Annotated in this window: 13 protein-coding genes and 1 pseudogene; 7 read left to right on the top strand and 7 right to left on the bottom strand. The window is 67.7% G+C overall.

The window, feature by feature from the left end:
* Positions 1-922, top strand: a pseudogene (locus ACX9NE_RS28610) (PE family protein); the annotation flags it as partial.
* 3 nt (positions 923-925) lie between these two features.
* Here the strand turns inward: ACX9NE_RS28610 and ACX9NE_RS28615 are convergent.
* The 5 genes from ACX9NE_RS28615 to ttfA are packed head-to-tail and all read right to left on the bottom strand — an operon-like array spanning position 926 to position 4,650.
* Positions 926-1,570 carry a TrmH family RNA methyltransferase gene (locus tag ACX9NE_RS28615; RefSeq protein WP_459365111.1) on the bottom strand — a complete coding sequence of 215 codons (645 nt, stop codon included), beginning with the start codon at positions 1,568-1,570 and terminating at the stop codon, positions 926-928.
* Complete coding sequence (locus tag ACX9NE_RS28620; RefSeq protein WP_459365112.1) at positions 1,567-2,469, bottom strand: hypothetical protein; 903 nt, start codon at positions 2,467-2,469, stop codon at positions 1,567-1,569. The genes ACX9NE_RS28615 and ACX9NE_RS28620 overlap by 4 nt, the downstream gene beginning before the upstream one ends.
* A gap of 5 nt (positions 2,470-2,474) precedes the next feature.
* On the bottom strand, positions 2,475-3,023 hold the full coding sequence (gene pyrE / locus ACX9NE_RS28625) for an orotate phosphoribosyltransferase (protein ID WP_459365113.1): 549 nt from the start codon (positions 3,021-3,023) through the stop codon (positions 2,475-2,477).
* Positions 3,010-3,783: an SDR family NAD(P)-dependent oxidoreductase gene (locus ACX9NE_RS28630; protein ID WP_459365114.1), complete on the bottom strand. Its 774-nt coding sequence runs from the start codon at positions 3,781-3,783 to the stop codon at positions 3,010-3,012. The genes pyrE and ACX9NE_RS28630 overlap by 14 nt, the downstream gene beginning before the upstream one ends.
* 6 nt (positions 3,784-3,789) lie before the next feature.
* The gene (gene ttfA / locus ACX9NE_RS28635) at positions 3,790-4,650 is read right to left on the bottom strand and encodes a trehalose monomycolate transport factor TtfA (RefSeq protein ID WP_459365115.1); all 861 of its coding nucleotides are present in this window, start codon (positions 4,648-4,650) and stop codon (positions 3,790-3,792) included.
* A 426-nt stretch (positions 4,651-5,076) separates the two neighbouring features.
* Between ttfA and ACX9NE_RS28640 the strand changes: the two genes are divergently transcribed.
* Positions 5,077-7,347, top strand: coding sequence for a PE family protein (locus ACX9NE_RS28640; protein ID WP_459365116.1), 2,271 nt, complete (start codon positions 5,077-5,079; stop codon positions 7,345-7,347).
* A gap of 243 nt (positions 7,348-7,590) precedes the next feature.
* Here ACX9NE_RS28640 and ACX9NE_RS28645 read toward each other — a convergent pair whose 3' ends face one another.
* On the bottom strand, positions 7,591-7,737 hold the full coding sequence (locus ACX9NE_RS28645; RefSeq protein WP_459365117.1) for a hypothetical protein: 147 nt from the start codon (positions 7,735-7,737) through the stop codon (positions 7,591-7,593).
* Positions 7,738-7,878: 141 nt separating this feature from the next.
* Between ACX9NE_RS28645 and ACX9NE_RS28650 the strand changes: the two genes are divergently transcribed.
* The gene (locus ACX9NE_RS28650) at positions 7,879-8,319 is read left to right on the top strand and encodes a DsrE family protein (RefSeq protein ID WP_459365118.1); all 441 of its coding nucleotides are present in this window, start codon (positions 7,879-7,881) and stop codon (positions 8,317-8,319) included.
* Complete coding sequence (locus ACX9NE_RS28655; RefSeq protein ID WP_459365119.1) at positions 8,316-9,143, top strand: enoyl-CoA hydratase/isomerase family protein; 828 nt, start codon at positions 8,316-8,318, stop codon at positions 9,141-9,143. Before ACX9NE_RS28650 ends, ACX9NE_RS28655 begins: the two co-directional genes overlap by 4 nt.
* Here ACX9NE_RS28655 and clpB read toward each other — a convergent pair.
* Positions 9,140-11,686: an ATP-dependent chaperone ClpB gene (gene clpB, locus ACX9NE_RS28660; RefSeq protein WP_459365120.1), complete on the bottom strand. Its 2,547-nt coding sequence runs from the start codon at positions 11,684-11,686 to the stop codon at positions 9,140-9,142. The two genes, ACX9NE_RS28655 and clpB, sit on opposite strands and share 4 nt — an antisense overlap.
* Before the next feature lie 142 nt (positions 11,687-11,828).
* On the opposite strand from clpB, the gene ACX9NE_RS28665 reads away from it, so the two are divergent.
* The 3 genes from ACX9NE_RS28665 to ACX9NE_RS28675 form a co-directional block, all read left to right on the top strand.
* The gene (locus tag ACX9NE_RS28665; protein WP_459365121.1) at positions 11,829-12,989 is read left to right on the top strand and encodes an FAD-binding oxidoreductase; all 1,161 of its coding nucleotides are present in this window, start codon (positions 11,829-11,831) and stop codon (positions 12,987-12,989) included.
* A gap of 14 nt (positions 12,990-13,003) precedes the next feature.
* Positions 13,004-13,894, top strand: coding sequence for an aldose 1-epimerase (locus ACX9NE_RS28670; RefSeq protein WP_459365122.1), 891 nt, complete (start codon positions 13,004-13,006; stop codon positions 13,892-13,894).
* Between the two features lie 151 nt (positions 13,895-14,045).
* Positions 14,046-16,759, top strand: a 2,714-nt coding sequence (locus ACX9NE_RS28675) for a PPE domain-containing protein (protein ID WP_459365123.1), incomplete at its 3' end; no start/stop codon positions are given.

Raw genomic sequence — 16,759 nt, forward strand, 5'->3', positions numbered from 1 at the left:
CACGCCCTTCCAAAACCAAGGCCCCGCTGCGGCCCCGGGCACCCCCGGCGCACCCGGGAATAACAACGGCATCGCCGGTCCCGGCGGACCGGGCACCAACGGCGTCAGCAGCGCCACGGTCGGCCAGGCCGGCGGCACCGGCGGCGCAGGCGGCACGGGCACCGTCGCCGGGGGCAGTGGCGGAACTGGTGGAATCGGCGGCATCGGCGCTCCCGGCGGCACAGGCGGTGACGGCGGCCAAGGGTCCAACGCGGGTGGCCGTGGCGGGACCGGTGGAACCGGTGGTGCGGGGGGTGCAGGCGCTCCCGGCGGTGACGGCGGTACCGGCGGCAACGGCCCGGCCACCGTCGCCGGTATCGGCGGCGCCGGTGGCACCGGCGGTGTCGGCGGCATCGGCGCCGCGGGCGGCAACGGCGGCAACGGCGGAGCCGGACTGATCAGCGGTGGTCCCGGCGGGAACGGCGGGTCCGGTGGGGTTGGCGCATCGGGTGGCGCCGGAGGCAGCGGCGGCTCCGGGGGCGCTGGTGGCCGTGGCGGGCTATTCTTCGGCAACGGGGGGTCCGGCGGCGCAGGCGGTATCGCAGGTACGGGCGGCGCGGGCGATCAGGGTGGCCCCGGCGGCATCGGCGGAGACGGCGGCTTCGGCTTTCCGAGTGGCGCTGGGGGTAACGGCGGCAGCGGCGGGAATGGCGGCGACGGCGGCGATGGAGGCAACGGCGGCGACGGCGGGGCCGGCGGAGCAGGCGGTTTATTCGGTACTTCCGGTGCCGCAGGAGCCGGTGGCAGCGGTGCTGCTGGCGGAGGCGGCGGAAACTTCGGCGCCGGCGGCGGCGGCGGGACAGGCAGTATCAGCGGCAGTATCGGCGGGTTCGGCCAGGCCGGCGCGAATGGGAAGGCCGGCGTAGACGGGCTGCCCGGGTGAGCATCACCAGGCTTGCGACATGTCCCCGTGCTGCCGAATCCAGGCATGCATCGCGATCCCCGCTGCCACCCCGGCATTGATGCTGCGCGTGGAGCCGAACTGGGCGATCGACACGGTGAGCGCCGCGCCGACGCGAGTGTCGTCGGTGATGCCCGGACCTTCCTGACCGAACACCAGCAGGCAATCCCGCGGCAGCGAAGCTTCCTCCAGCCGCGCGGCGCCGGGGACGTTGTCCACAGCGACCACCATCAGACCGGCCGTGACGGCGAATTCCATCAGCGCGGCTGTGCTGTCGTGGTGGCACAGCCGCTGGTAACGGTCGGTCACCATGGCGCCGCGGCGGTTCCAGCGCCGCCGGCCGACGATGTGCACGGTGTTCACGGCGAACGCGTTCGCGGTACGTACCACTGAGCCGATGTTGGCGTCGTGCCCGAAGTTCTCGATTGCGATGTGCAGTGGGTGCCGGCGGCGGTCGATGTCGGCGATGATTGCTTCCCGCGTCCAATACCGATAGGCGTCGACGACGTTGCGAGAATCGCCGTCGCGCAACAGATCTGGGTCATAGCGCGGATCGTCGGGCAACTCGCCGACCCAGGGGCCGACACCGGCGGCCGGCGCACCCCATTCGGTCGGCCCAGGCTCGCTCACTTGCCGGTCCACAGCGCGGCATGGGTGCCCTCGATCGCCACCGTCGCGTACAAGAGCGCCTTGCTGATCTCGCCCTGGGTGCACAGCGAGGCGTTGACCTGTACCGAGTCCCGCGACGCGTCGGGCAGGATCAGCACCGACGAGCCGTAGGCCGCACAGGCCGGGCTCAGCCCACGGCCGGGCAATGTCGGTGCGGCCACCAGCATCAGGGGCCCGCCGCGGCGAGCGGACTCGTCCCGATACTGGGCCCCGATGGCCGCGGCTTCCAGGTTCAGCAACATGTAGCCGTTACCGGTGAACGCCGCCGGGTCACCAAGTTGAGCCTTGCTGATCGGCAGACCGTCGGCCCGCCACGCCGAGGTGTTGGTGGACTTGACCACCAAACCGGTGTCGTTGACATTGGTCGGCGGCAGCCCCACCGGGAACGCCGCGGCATAGGCGGCCGACGTACCGGCGATCCGCTCATGAGGCGAGTAGACGTACACACCTCGCACGGCGCTGCGTTCTTTCAGCGGGCCCAGGCAGACAGTGCCGGTGAGCCGGTCCGGACGCGCCTTCAGCGGCGTACCGATGTCGGGCGCTTTGGTCGCCGCGTCGTCACAGCTGCCCAGTGCGTTGATTTCCATCGGATGCGACAGCGCGCCGTAAAGACCCAAACGAACATCTTCGGCCTTGGCGTGCGCCGCCTTTAAATCTGTCGGGGAGGCATCGACGTCGACCAGCACATAGTCCTGCGCCCACCGCAGGTTCGACACCGAGATATTCCAGCCCAGCACGGCCAGCGATTCGCCGATCCGGGCGCTCTGAGCTCCGTAGACCGCGCCCGGCTTATCTGAACCCGAGCATCCCGTCAGCCAACACAGCACCACTGCCAAAACCAGCGCACTTCGAACACGCACGCGGCCTAGCCCAGGCCCAGATCCGCAAGGCCCAGCACGCTGCGGTACGGCACGCCCTCGGCTTCGATTGCCTCGGCGGCGCCGGTCGCGCGGTCCACCACGGTCGCCACGCCGATCACCTCACCTCCAGCGTCGCGGACGGCGCGCACCGCCGTCAGCGCGGAGCCGCCGGTGGTGCTGGTGTCCTCAACCACCAGCACACGCTTGCCGGATACCTCGGCGCCTTCGATAAGTCGTTGCATCCCATGGGTTTTCACCGACTTGCGAACAACGAACGCATCGATCGGGCGACCGGGTGCATGCATGATGGCGGTCGCCACGGGATCGGCGCCCAACGTCAGCCCACCGACCAGGGCGTAGTCCCAGTCTGCCGTGAGCTCCCGCATCAACCGGCCGATCAGCGCGGACGCACGATGGTGCAGGGTCGCGCGGCGCAGGTCGACGTAGTAGTCGGCCTCCTTGCCCGAAGACAGCGTGACGCGCCCGTGAACCACCGACAGTTCACGCACCAGTTCGGCCAGTTCGGCCCTCGCCTGCGTATCAGGTCCGGCCACGACCACTACCGAATCGTTTGGTCAACAGCATCGCCAGCCGGCGCGGCATCGCCCGGCCCGTGGCGACCAGGAATCTGTACTGGGCGCCCGGGACGATGACGACCTTGCCGCGGGCGATGTCGGCGAGGCTGTCGCGCACGACGTCATCGACCTGGAGCCACATGAACGACGGCACATGAGCCATGTCCAGTCCGGCGCGACTATGAAATTCGGTGCGCACGTAGCCGGGACACACCGCGTGCACGCCGACGCCGGAGCCCTGCAGCCCGTTGGCGAGCCCCTCGCTGAAGGAGATCACCCAGGCCTTCGACGCCGAATAGGTCGATCCCCGGCCGGGCAGCAGGCCGGCGACGCTGGCGATATTGATGACAGTGCCGGCTCCCGCATCCATCATGGACGGCAGTGCGGCGCGGGTCAGGTGCATCACCGCGGCGACGTTGACGTCGAGTTGCTCCTGCAGGTCGGCGGGCTCAGTCTCCCAGAACTCGCCGGACATGCCGAAGCCGGCGTTGTTGACCAGTACCTGCACGCCGGCGGCAAGCCGCTGGGCGACCTTGTCGCGGTCGGCCGATTCAGCCAGGTCCGCGGGCAGGATCTCGATGCTGCCGGCCCCGGACCCCAGCTCACCGGCCAGGTGCTCGAGTCTTTTCACATCGCGTGCGACCAGCACCAGGTCATAGCCGTCGCGGGCGTAACGGCGCGCGTACCCGGCACCGATGCCGGACGTGGGCCCAGTGATCAGCGCAACAGGTCGAGGCATGCGCCCTCAGAGTTGGTAGTTGCTGGCCTGATGGCCGTTGCGTCCCGTCCGCGGGGGACGCCGGGCGCCTTCCGAACGACTCTCCTCCCGGACCACCGGCTCAGGGGCACGGCGAGCGGGATCGGGCATCACACCGGCGGCCGGGTCGGGCTGGGCCCGACGCTGCGGCAACTCGGCACGGGCGGTCGGGGCCAGTGGACGACCCGGCGCGGCGTTGCGCCGCCCTTCGGATTCGCCTTCATCCGGCGGTGTTTCGGCAGGCAACGGCGGCAGCACCCGCAACAGGTCGTTGAATTGACGCACCGTACGCAAGCCTTCGTCCCACTGTGCGCGGGTACTGGCGATCGGCATGGCGACCAGAGTCCAGTTCTGCTCGTTCCACATGATTTCGGCGCAGTCGGGCGCGGTGTGCGCGAACGTGACCATGCGCCGGTCGCATGCCCGGCGGGCGGCGTCGAGGTTGGTGGAGTACACCATCCGCGGACCGATCGCGCCCAGCAGCCAGATGTCGCTCTCGCGCGGCTCCTTGAGCCCCTTGAGCCGCAGATCCACCACCACGTTCGTGCCCACCTTGCGGTGCAGCGCGATCACCGTCGCGACCTCTTCGAGGTCGAAGATGTAGACCGCCTCACCGCGGATCTGGCCCAGGACGACGTTGTAGGCCGGGACGTTGCCGACTGTCGACATCACGCCGCGCTTCCACCGGTCCAGGATGTCGTTCGACTCGCGTTCGTAATCGAAACCGTGAGATCGCGCCCATGACCTCCGGCGCCGGCTGCGCCCACGACGTCGATCGATATCGACGTACAGCAGCACCGCCGCACCGACGAAGCACAGTGCGGAGAGCGTGAACCAGAGCGGGACCATCCCCAACAGAGTATCTGCTCGGTGCGCCCAACAGAGAATCCGACCAGGTCACAACCGAATCACGGACTGAACCAGCGCGAATCGGCGTTCTGCGGCAGCCATATGGTGAGCGATGGAGTCGGTGGCGCCGCCGGGCCGGAAGCGGCCTGCGCCGGCGGAGCAAAAAGACCGCTGATTGATCTGTCCTTGGAGCGACGGCACGGGCGGTGACGGCGGCGCCCAAGACCCCGCGAGGGCGGCTTTGCGCGTCCCTCTGGGCTCGCCCGAGGAAACGACCGCGGCAACCGCGGAACTCGTCTACGAATTCCCCGCGAACCATGTCGGTGAATTTCATTAGAGACGACGTCGCGGCACGTCATTAATCGCGGACCTTCAGTAGGTTACTGAACGTCTTCACGTCTTCGTTTCGATGCAGAGGATTGTGTTATGGCATTGCTCACGGTGCCGGACGCCTTGAGGGCTGCAGCCGGCGACCTGGCCAGGATCAACGGTGTGGTGACCGACATCGCCGCCGCCGCCGCAACGCCAATCAGCACGCTGGCCCCTGCAGCCGAAGATGAGGTTTCCGCGGCCATCGCCAACCTGTTCGGCGGCTACGGCCGCCAGTTTCAGACCCTCAACGCCCAAGCCGCGGTGTTCCACAATCAATTCACCCAAGCGCTGCGGGCTGCGGGGGTGGCCTACGGCGGCGCCGAGGCGGCCAACGTCGCACCGCTGCAGGCGGTTGAACAACAACTGCTTGGGGTCATTAACGCCCCCAGCCAGGCCCTGCTGGGGCGGCCACTGATCGGCAACGGTGTCAACGGCACGCCCGCTAACCCGAACGGCGGGGCCGGCGGGTTGCTGTGGGGCAACGGCGGCAACGGCTACAACCAAACAACGGCCGGGCTAACCGGTGGCGCGGGGGGCGCGGCGGGGCTGGTCGGTGACGGCGGGCTGGGCGGAATGGGCGGACCCGGTGCGCGCGGCGGCACCGGCGGCGCTGGCGGCTGGCTGTACGGCAACGGCGGCGGCGGCGGCGCCGGCGGGACGGCCACTTTGGCGGGTATGGCCGGCGGCGATGGCGGCGGCGGCGGTCGCGCCGGATTGATCGGGACCGGCGGAGCCGGCGGCGCCGGTGGCGCCGGCGCTGCGGGGTTTGCCGGCAGCGCGGGCAACGCCGTGAACCCCGACGGCGGTATCGGCGGTGCCGGCGGTGCGGGCGGCGATGGCGGGGCCGGCGGCGTCGGCGGCCTGCTGATCGGTGACGGCGGAGTCGGTGGGGCAGGTGGCGCCGGCGGCGAGGGCGGGGCTGGCGGCAACGGGCTCACCGGTGCGGACGGCGTCGCCCCCGGAGCAAACGGAACCAATGGAGGCGACGCCGGTTACGGCGGTGGCGGCGGTCGCGGTGGAGACGGCGGTGTGGGAGGCACCGGCGTAAACGGTCAAGCCTCCAGCGGGGTCGGCGGCGGCAACGGGAATGGCGGTAACGCAGGCATAGCGGGGAACGGCGGCAACGGAGCTCAAGGCGCCGCAGGCAGCGCCGTCGCTCCCGGCGGCACCGGTGGCAATGGCGGCAATGGCGGTGACGCGGGCCGGGGCGGCGACGGCGGCCTTGGTGGCTCCGGATCTACCGGCGGGGCGACCGGCGCCAACGGCGGCTCCCCCGCTGCCGGCAACGGAGGCGCCGGCGGAAACGGCGGCAGCGTGAGTGGCACCGTGGGCACCGGCGGAAGAGGCGGCAGCGGCGGCAGCGGCGGCGACGGCAGCGGCTTCGCCGTCGGCGGCAACGGTGGCACAGGCGGTGATGGCGGCCGGGCCGGCTCGTCTTCCGGCTCGGGCGGCAGTGGCGGCGTCGGTGGCAACGCCGGCAGCGGGACCACCGGTGGTACCGGCGGGCGAGGCGGCAACGGGGCGGGCGGCGGCGACTTTTCGAGCATCAATGGCGGGAATGGGGGCGCCGGCGGGAACGGTGGCACCGGGACCGCGGGTGACGGCGGGGCCGGCGGCGATGGTGGCCGGGGCGGGTCCACCAGCGCCAGCACAGCGGGCACCGGCGGCAACGGTGGGGCCGGCGGCGCCGGAAACGGCGGCAGAGGCGGTACGGGCGGTAATGGGGGCGCGGGGGGTGCGACGTTCGCGTTTGGCACACAGGCCGGCGCCGGCGGCGTTGGCGGCAACGGCGGCGCGGGTTGGGGCGGTGCTGGCGGCGGCGGCGGAGCCGGAGGCGACGGCGGTAACACCGCCTTCGGCAGCAAGGGCGCCGGCGGCCCCCCTGGGACGGGGGGCGCTGGCGGTAACGGCGGCGCCGGCGACAACGGCGGAGCTGGCGGTGCCGGCGGCACCGGCGGCAGCGCTGGCAGGCTACTCGCCACCGGCGGGGCGGGGGGCAACGGCGGTAACGGCGGGCACGGTAACGGCTCGACAAGCGGCGGTACCGGTGGACAGGGCGGCGTTGGCGGATTGGGAGGGGCTGGCAACCAGTTCACCGCAGGCGCGGCGGGCGGAAACGGTGGTACCGGCGGCAACGGCGGCAACTCCGACGCCGGTAGCGGAGGCACCGGTGGCAACGGCGGTACCGGAGGCACCGGCGGACCCGGAAAGGACCTGCCGGGCCAGCCGGGCGGCACCGGCGAACCCGGTAAGCCACCGATCGGCTCGTTGGGAGGTGCCGGCGGCGCATTCGGCAGGGGCGGCAAGGGTGGCGGTCAACAATAGAGCTGCACCAACGCCAGGCGAGCCCGACCGAAGTGACCCGCGACTGCGCGTGAAACCCCAGCGCAGCCCCCGGCACGTTGTCGCCGCGCTGATGTGGACGGGCACCACGTCTTCGTCGCGCATTTCGATGGGCCAGCTGCATCCTGATCAGCCGATCGCGGATCGCCTATGCGTCATTGACCGGGTCGACGCCCTCGCTGCAACACCCGTGGGACGGAGGAACGTCAATGATCAGTGGACCGATTAGCCGGCAGTGGGACGCGGCACCGGTCCCGATGCACGGACGGCGATGGCGGCAGCTCCGCCTCCGGCACCGGCGGCACCGCGCGCCGGAAAGCGGCGGCGGGCAACTTTCGCCAGCGCGCGGAGGTTCTTGGCTGCTGGCGACATACTGAGCGTATGAAGGTTCGAGTGAGTATCTTGATCGTGTGAATCTGACGGAGTGGGCGCGTACTCAGGGTGTACCTCCGCAAACGGCGTCCCGGTGCTTCACGGAGGGGACGCCGCCGGTAACGGAGAAGGAGCACTCAATTGTCAGGTCCTGACGAATCGCTGCATATTGACGTCCCCGTCGACCTCGAAGAGGTGAAGGTCGCGTTCAGCGTGGCGTCGCTGACATTCGAAGGCGACATGCCGGCCGTGCTATTCCATGCCGGAATCGTCCTTGCCGATGCCGCGGCTTGGAAAGTGCAGCCTCATGTGGTCGTCGTATTCCACACCAATGCCGGACACGTCACGCTCGACGACGAGGTTTACAACGCCAACCGGCACGTCGCAACCGGCAACCCCTACAAACATGTGATCACCGGCCTGTTGACCAAAGGCGCGCAGATCGAACTCTGCGGTGCCACCGCGAGGGCAATGGGTTGGGGCAACGGTGACCTGATTCCAGGCATCAAGGTCAACCGAAATGCGATGGCGAGACTGACGCAGTTGGTGCAGCAGGGATTCGTCAAAATCTCCGAAGCGTGACGTATGAGGACTACCGGCTAATCCGGGTCGCCGGCGCGGACGGGATCTGCCGGGCCACCATCGATCATCCGCCGATCAACCTGCTGGATCGTGGGTTGCTCACCGAGATCCACCGGCTGCTCGCAGAGATCGTCGACGACGACCAGGTGCGGGTGCTTGTCGTCGACTCCGCCGACCCGGAGATCTTCATCGCCCACGCCGATGTCTCGTTGATCCAGGATCTGCCCGCCGACGACCTCGCACTGCACGAGGAGCTGTCGTTCTTCCACGCCGTCACCGAACGAATTCGGAACCTTCCGAAGGCAACGATCGCGGTGATCGAGGGTGTCTGCCGCGGCGGCGGTTGCGAACTCGTGATGGCTTTCGACATGCGCTATGCCCCACAGGGCACCACGGTGCTGAGCCATCCGGAGGTGTCGGTGGGCATCATTCCCGGCGGCGGCGCTACCCAGCGACTGCCCCGGCTGATCGGCCGGTCCCGGGCCCTCGAAGTGATTTTGGGCGGTATGGACGTCGACTCGGAAACCGCGGAGGCCTGGGGGTACATCAACCGGGCGCTGCCCCCCGACCAGCTGCGCCGATTCGTCGACCGACTCGCCGCGCGCATCGCGTCCAGTCCGCCGTCGGCCATCGCCGCGGCCAAACATGCCGTGGCGGCCGCGCCCGGAGATCTGCAAACCGGCCTGCGCATCGAAGATCAGCTACTACGCCAGACTGTCGCGCAGCCGGCCGCGCAGAAACTGCTGAAAGCAATCTTCGACGCCGGCGCCCAGACCCGGGAATTCGAGCTGGGCGACCGGCGCCGACGAACAGGCGCGGATTAGCCGAGGATCAGCGAGTCGCCGTCCGGGCTGACGTTGACGGGCACCACGTCGCCGTCGTGCACCTCGCCGGCCAGCAGCAGCTTGGCCAACTGGTCACCAATCGCCTGCTGCACCAGCCTGCGCAAGGGCCGTGCGCCGTACACCGGGTCGAAGCCCCGCTGCGCCAGCCACTGCTTGGCCGGCAGGGACACCTCGAGCTGCAGGCGCCGCTGTGCCAACCGCTTGTCCAACTGGGCGAGCTGGATGTCGACGATCTGCACCAGCTCGCCGGGCTCGAGGCCGTGGAAGATGATCACGTCGTCGAGCCGGTTGATGAACTCCGGCTTGAACGCCGTCCGCACCGCGGCCATCACTTGTTCCTCGCTGCCACCCGACCCCAGGTTGGAGGTCAGGATGAGGATGGTGTTGCGGAAGTCGACCGTACGGCCCTGACCGTCGGTCAGCCGGCCCTCGTCGAGCACCTGCAACAGCACGTCGAACACGTCCGGGTGGGCCTTTTCGATCTCGTCGAACAGGATCACCGTGTACGGACGCCGCCGCACCGCCTCGGTCAGCTGACCACCCTGGTCGTAGCCGATGTAGCCGGGAGGCGCACCGACCAGCCGGGCCACCGAGTGCTTCTCGCCGTACTCGCTCATGTCGATGCGGACCATGGCGCGGTCGTCGTCGAACAGGAAGTCCGCCAACGCCTTTGCCAGCTCCGTCTTACCGACGCCGGTCGGGCCCAGGAACATGAACGAACCGGTCGGCCGGTTCGGGTCGGCGACGCCGGCCCTCGACCGCCGCACGGCGTCCGACACGGCCTGTACGGCCTGGCGCTGGCCGACGACCCGCTTGCCCAGCTCGTCCTCCATGCGCAGCAGCTTGGCGGTCTCGCCTTCCAGCAACCTGCCGGCCGGGATGCCGGTCCACGCCGAGACCACGTCGGCGATGTCGTCGGGGCCCACCTCTTCCTTGAGCATCATGTTCTCTTGGGCCTCGGCCTGCGGCAACGCGGCGTCGAGCTTCTTCTCGACCTCGGGGATGCGGCCATACCGCAGCTCGGCGGCCTTGGCCAGGTCGCCGTCGCGCTCAGCGCGCTCGGACTCGCCGCGCAGCTCCTCCAGCTGTTCCTTGAGCTCACGGACGACGTCGATGGCATTCTTCTCGTTCTGCCACCGCGTGGTCAGCTCGGCGAGCTCCTCCTTTTTGTCGGCCAGCTCGGCGCGCAGCTTCTCCAGCCGCTCCTTGGACGCGGCGTCTTCCTCTTTGGCCAGCGCCATCTCTTCGATCTCCAGCCGGCGCACCAGGCGCTCGACCTCGTCGATTTCGACAGGCCGCGAGTCGATTTCCATCCGCAGCCGGCTGGCGGACTCGTCGACCAGGTCGATGGCCTTGTCCGGCAGGAAGCGGGCGGTGATGTAGCGGTCGCTCAACGTGGCCGCGGCCACCAGCGCGGAATCGGTGATGCGCACCCCGTGGTGCACCTCGTAGCGGTCCTTCAGCCCGCGCAGGATGCCGACGGTGTCCTCCACCGATGGCTCACCGACGAACACCTGCTGGAAACGGCGCTCCAGCGCGGCGTCCTTCTCGATGTACTTGCGGTATTCGTCCAGAGTGGTGGCGCCCACCAGGCGCAGTTCGCCGCGGGCCAGCATCGGCTTGATCATGTTGCCGGCGTCCATCGCCGACTCGCCGGTAGCACCGGCACCGACGATGGTGTGCAACTCGTCGATGAAGGTGATGATCTGGCCGGCGGAGTTCTTGATGTCGTCGAGCACGGCCTTGAGCCGTTCCTCGAACTCACCGCGGTACTTCGCACCGGCCACCATCGAGCCCAGGTCCAGGGAGATGACGGTCTTGTCGCGCAGGCTCTCCGGCACGTCGCCGGCCACGATGCGCTGGGCCAGGCCCTCGACGATCGCGGTCTTTCCGACGCCCGGTTCACCGATGAGCACCGGGTTGTTCTTGGTACGCCGGGACAGCACCTGGACCACCCGGCGGATCTCGTTGTCGCGCCCGATGACCGGGTCGAGTTTGCCCTCGCGGGCCCTAGCCGTCAGATCGGTGGAGTACTTCTCCAGCGCCTGGTAGGTGGCTTCGGGGTCGGCGCTGGTCACCCGCGCGCTGCCGCGCACCTTGACGAACGCCTCTCGCAGTGCTTGGGGGGACGCTCCGTGGCCGGTCAGCACCTTGGCGACTTCGGAGTCACCGGTGGCCAACCCGACCATCAGGTGCTCGGTGGAGACGAATTCGTCGTCCATCTCGGTGGCCAGTTGCTGTGCGGCGGTGATGGCCGCCAGCGACTCGCGGGACAGCTGCGGCTGCGAACTGGAGCCGCTGATCTGGGGCAGCTTGTCCAGCAGGCGCTGCGCCTCGGCGCGGATGGTGGCGGGATCTACACCGACAGCCTCCAGCAGTGGTGCGGCGATCCCGTCGTTCTGCGTCAGCAGCGCCATCAGCAGATGCGCGGGCCGGATTTCGGGGTTGCCGGCCGCCGATGCGGCCTGCAGCGCCGACGTCAGTGCCGCCTGTGTCTTGGTTGTCGGGTTGAAAGAGTCCACGACCCCTCCGTTCTCGTGTGTGAGTAAAACCTTGTCGCGTACTCCAACGCCGTCAAGGTTGAGTCTGTTCCGCTCAACTCTAACTTCTTTGCCGCATCTGCGCGAGACCCGTATCGCACGCGCGCGCCTAGAATCGGCATCCGTGGGGCTCGAGGACCGGGATGCGCTGCAGGTGTTGCGGGACGCTTTTCGACCCGCCGAGACAACGCTCGTCCACCGCTTCTACACCCACTGGTTTGCCATCGACACCACGGTTCGTGACCTGTTTCCACCCGAGCTGGACGCCCAGCGCACGGCATTCGCACAGGCGATGTACTGGCTCTACGGCGAGCTGGTCGCCCAGCGCGCCGCCGAGCCGGTGGCCTTCCTGGCGCAGTTGGGTCGCGATCACCGCAAGTACGGCGTGCTGCCCGCCCATTACGGAACGCTGCGCCGCGCTCTGTATTCGACCCTGCGCACGCACCTGGGCAGCGCGTGGACCGATGCCGTCCAACACGCCGCCGACCAGTCGCTGAACTTGTTCACCGGCGTGATGAGCGGCGCGGCCGACTCCGATGAGGCACCCGCGTGGGTGGACGGCACGGTCATCGAGCACTCCCGGGTGTCGCGCGATCTGGCGGTTGTCCGGCTGCGCCTGGACCGCCCGATGCATTACCACCCCGGCCAATACGTCAATGTGCAGATTCCGCAGTGCCCGCGCCGCTGGCGCTACCTCAGCCCGGCGATCCCCGCTGACCCGGGCGGTGGCATCGAGTTTCATGTCAGGGTCGTCCCGGGCGGGCTGGTGAGCAACGCGATCGTCGGCGAAACCCGCCCTGGCGACCGGTGGCGGCTGTCGGGCCCGCACGGTGGCATGCATGTCGACCGCGACGGCGGCGACGTGCTGATGGTCGCCGGCAGCACCGGCCTGGCACCGTTGCGGACGCTGATCATGGACCTCAGCCGCTTCGCCGTGAACCCGCGGGTACATCTGTTCTTCGGCGCACGCTACCGCTGCGAGCTCTATGACCTACGCACGCTGTGGCAGATTGCGGCGCACAATCCGTGGCTGTCGGTATCGCCCGTTTCCGAATACAACAACGACCCTGCCTGGGCCGCCGACTATCCCGACGTGTCGCCGCCGCGGGGCCTGCACGTGCGCCAGACGGGTCGCCTGCCCGACGTGGTGGCCAGGTATGGCGGTTGGGGCGACCGGCAGATCCTGATCTGCGGCGGGCCCGCCATGGTCCGTGCCACGAAGACGGCGCTGGTCGCCAAAGGCGCTCCGCCCCAACACATCCAGCACGATCCGCTGTCACGCTGACCCGAGGAGAGACCGTGCACGTCGTCACGCTGCGCGACCCGTCGTCGTCGGTCGCGGCCCGGTTCGTGCCGGAAGCGGGCATGATCGGCACCTCGCTGACCGACGCAGGAGTGGAATTGCTCGGCCAGCGACGGGGCCTCGACGCGTACCTGTCGGCGGGCAAGACGATGGGCATCCCCGTGCTGTATCCGTGGGCGAACCGGTTGGGCGCCGATACCTATGCGGCCGAAGGTGTGACGGTCACGCTGCGGCCGGGCGAGAACGGTGTCCGAGCCGACCCGGCCGGCTTGCCGATACACGGCGTGCTGGCCGCGTACCCGAATTGGCAGGTGACGTCCGAATCGGCCAACGAACTGGGTGCCGAGCTGAATTTCGGAGCGGACGAGCGGTTATTGGCCAGCTTCCCGTATCCGCACCTGCTAGCGGTAACGGTGAGACTGGCCCAGCGGACGCTGACGATACGCACCACGGTCAGCCCGACCGGTGACCGCGCGGTGCCGCTGTGCTTCGGTTATCACCCGTATCTACAGCTGCCGGACACCGACCGCGCCGAGTGGATGATCGAGACACCGCCGCTGCGGCATCTGTCCCTGGATGAGCGCGGCCTGCCCGCCGGCGGTACCACCACCCAGCCTGCGCGATCACAGCGGTTGGGCGACATGACCTTCGACGATGCATACGACAACGTGGAGGACGGAGCCGTCTTCGCGGTCAGTGCCGCCGGCCGCCGCCTCGAGGTGTGCTTCGAACAGGGCTACTCCGCGGCACAGATCTTCGCTCCCCCCAGCGAGGAAGTGATCTGCTTTGAGCCGATGGCCGCGCCGACGGATGCGTTGCGTCGCGGCGGTTACCGCGTTGCCTATCGCGGCGAATCTGCGGTGGCCCAGTTTTCGATTCGGGTGTGAGTTGTCTCAATCCGGACATTTTTCGTCGAATCAACGACAAACCCGCACGGCACCTCCTAATAATCTTTACGCCAGAAAGCCCTAAGCCCGACAATGTGACGGCGTCGCCTGCCTCTGCAACGATGGCCAACCGTTCCAGCCAGGAGAGCTGATGAATTTCGCCGTCTTGCCCCCCGAGGTCAATTCGGCGCGAATACATCTCGGCGCCGGATTGGGGCCGCTGCTCAATGCGGCAGCGGCCTGGGACGGCCTGGCCGTCGACTTGGGTTCGGCCGCCACCTCCTTTTCTTTGGTGACCTCAGGGCTCACCGGTTCCGTGTGGCTGGGTCCTTCCTCGGCGGCGATGTCGGTCGCCGCCGCACCCTATCTGGGATGGTTGAACGCGGCAGCGAGCCAAGCTGAGCAGGCGGCGCTCCGGGTGCGGTTAGCGGCAGCCGCGTTCGAGGCGGCATTGGCGGCCACCGTGCATCCGGCCGTCATCGCAGCTAACCGCACTCAGTTCGTGTCATTGGTGCTGTCGAATCTGCTCGGGCAAAACGCCGCGGCGATCGCCGACTCCGAGACCCAATACGAACAGATGTGGGCCCGGGACGTGGCCGCGATGTTCGATTACCATGCCGAGGCCTCCGCAGCACTGTCGGCGTTGACGCCCTTCCGGTCGACGCTGCAGGGGCTGACCAGCCCGGCGGTCGGCGCCTACGGGACCGTCGTAGCCGCGGTCAATGCGACAGCGGCCGCTGCGCAGGACCCGATCGCCGGCCCCTTCCGCAACCTGGGATTAGCCAACGCCGGGCAGGGCAACGTCGGAAATGCGAACATCGGCGACTTCAATTTGGGCTCGGGCAATACGGGCAGTGGCAATATCGGCAGCGGCAACATCGGGACCGGCAATATCGGTTTCGGCAATTCCGGTTCCACGCTGACAGCGGGACTCCGCAACATCGGCTTGGGCAATACCGGCAATAACAACATAGGCTTCGGCAATTCCGGTGACAACAACATTGGATTCGGTAACACCGGCAACGGAAACCACGGTATCGGGCTCAGCGGGGACAATCTGCGCGGGTTCGGCGGCATGAATTCCGGCGTCGGCAACGTCGGCTTCTTCAACTCGGGTACCGGGAACGTGGGCATCGGGAACTCGGGTAGCGGCAACTGGGGCATCGGCAACTCGGGCGACGGCTTCAACACTGGCATCGGTAACTCCGGCGCAGTCAGCACGGGTGTCTTCAACTCCGGCATCGTCAACACCGGCATCGCCAACTCCGGTAGCTACAACAGCGGGAATTGGAACTCGGGCAGCTTCAATACGGGTGGCTTCAACCTCGGCGACTACAACACCGGGTGGATCAACTACGGCAGCTATAACACCGGAGTCCTTAATGCCGGAAATGTTGACACCGGCGCCCTGATCTCAGGCAGCTACAGTAACGGGTTGTTCTGGCGGGGCGACTACCAAGGTGGGGGCCCGGGCATCGGAAACACGACGAGCATCCCGTCGTCGGGCTTCTTCAACTCCGGAACCGGAAGCGCCTCAGGTTTTTTCAACTCCGGCGCCAATAATTCGGGAATCTTCAACTCCTCGACCGGGGCCATCGGAAACACCGGAATTTACAATTACGGCGCGCTGCTATCGGGGCTGGTGAATACGGGTAACACCATCTCGGGCGTCGCCAACGTGAGCACGCTGAGCCTCACGACGGCGGCCCTCGTCTCGGGCGCGGCAAACACCGGAAGCCAGATGTCGGGCTTCTTCGGTGGCCCGTCGAACTTCAACCTGGGCTTCGCGAACACGGGCCGGTTGAACATCGGCAACGCCAACCTCGGCGGTTTCAACTTTGGCAGCGGGAACGACGGCAGCGTGAACTTCGGCAGCGGAAATGTCGGCGACGCCAACCTGGGCAGCGGCAATGTCGGCTTTTTCAACGTCGGCTTCGGCAACCTGGGCAGCTACAACATCGGCTCGGCAAATCTGGGCAGCTACAACCTCGGACCCGCGAACCTCGGCGAATTCAATGTCGGCTCCTGGAACGTCGGCGACACTAACCGCGGTTTCGCCAACACCGGCGACAACAATCTCGGCTTCGCCAATACCGGCAACAACAATGTGGGCATCGGACTGACCGGCACCGGCCAAATCGGATTCGGTGCCCTGAACTCGGGCAGCGGCAATCTCGGCCTGTTCAACTCGGGCAGCAACAACGTCGGCTTGTTCAACTCGGGCATCGGCAATGTCGGCGTCGGCAACTCGGGTGCCGGTAACTGGGGGATCGGCAACCCGGGCATCGGCAACACCGGTATCGGCAACGCCGGCAACCACAACACGGGCGCGTTCAACGCCGGCATCTTCAACACCGGTATCACCGATGCCGGCCAATACAATACGGGCGTCGCCAATAGGGGCAGCTTCAATACGGGCTGGTACAACCCTGGCAACTACAACACCGGCTGGTACAACCCCGGCGACTACAACACCGGGATGTTCAACACCGGTGACGTTAATACCGGCGCTTTCAATTCCGGTGACTTCAACAACGGCTTCTTCGTGAGTGCCGATAACCGGGGCCAGATCGCCATCAACCTGAATATCAACACCCCAACCGTACCCATAGATCTCGGAATCCGAATTCGGGTCCACAATGTCTATCACCTCGGCGGGCAGGTCTACACCATTCCGGGTTTTTACTATCCGCAAACGTATTTCTTGAACAACTATTTCTACCTGGGCCCGATGAACATCCCAACGTCCACGGTCTCCGCGCCCTTAGTAACGCTCACCACGGGCGACCCGAATTCTCCTATCGAAATACTTATTAACGGCACCCTGCACGGCGTCACAATACCCATCATCAATATCACGCCAGC

The sequence above is a fragment of the Mycobacterium sp. ML4 genome (assembly GCF_054515735.1).

Bases quoted from the DNA above. Each gene is read 5' to 3' on its own strand.
- ACX9NE_RS28645 (WP_459365117.1), bottom strand. From the start codon at position 7,737: ATGTCGCCAGCAGCCAAGAACCTCCGCGCGCTGGCGAAAGTTGCCCGC.
- ACX9NE_RS28640 (WP_459365116.1), top strand. From the start codon at position 5,077: ATGGCATTGCTCACGGTGCCGGACGCCTTGAGGGCTGCAGCCGGCGAC.
- ttfA (WP_459365115.1), bottom strand. From the start codon at position 4,650: ATGGTCCCGCTCTGGTTCACGCTCTCCGCACTGTGCTTCGTCGGTGCG.
- ACX9NE_RS28630 (WP_459365114.1), bottom strand. From the start codon at position 3,783: ATGCCTCGACCTGTTGCGCTGATCACTGGGCCCACGTCCGGCATCGGT.